At 35.5% G+C, this 290-nt stretch carries 1 protein-coding gene; it reads right to left on the reverse strand.

Going from position 1 to position 290, the window contains the following annotated elements:
- Nucleotides 1-290, reverse strand: a 290-nt coding sequence (locus AAEZ22_RS18305; protein WP_352298441.1) for a heparan-alpha-glucosaminide N-acetyltransferase domain-containing protein, incomplete at both ends; no start/stop codon positions are given.

Consider the following 290-nt stretch of genomic DNA (forward strand, 5'->3'; position numbering starts at 1 on the left):
GCTATGAAGTGTAAAATACCAAAGTAAATCCAATGTTCTGGCAAGGTAAATAGTGAGGATAAAGTCACTAGTAACGCAGCACTAGATATCTTAACCGTTCGCCAAGCTAATTTCTTCGCTGATATACCACCTTGATAGGAATAAACCAGACTGGCACCAACAGAAAACAAGAACAAACTTACAATTATTGCTCTTAGCTCTTTCCAGAATAAGCCGTTAGGTATGTCTGTTCTAATATAACCAAAATAGTTTAAATCCCAGACAAAATGAAAAGCTACCATCAATATAAT

The sequence above is a fragment of the Pseudoalteromonas sp. 20-MNA-CIBAN-0454 genome (assembly GCF_040308685.1).
Classification (GTDB): Bacteria; Pseudomonadota; Gammaproteobacteria; order Enterobacterales; family Alteromonadaceae; genus Pseudoalteromonas; species Pseudoalteromonas nigrifaciens.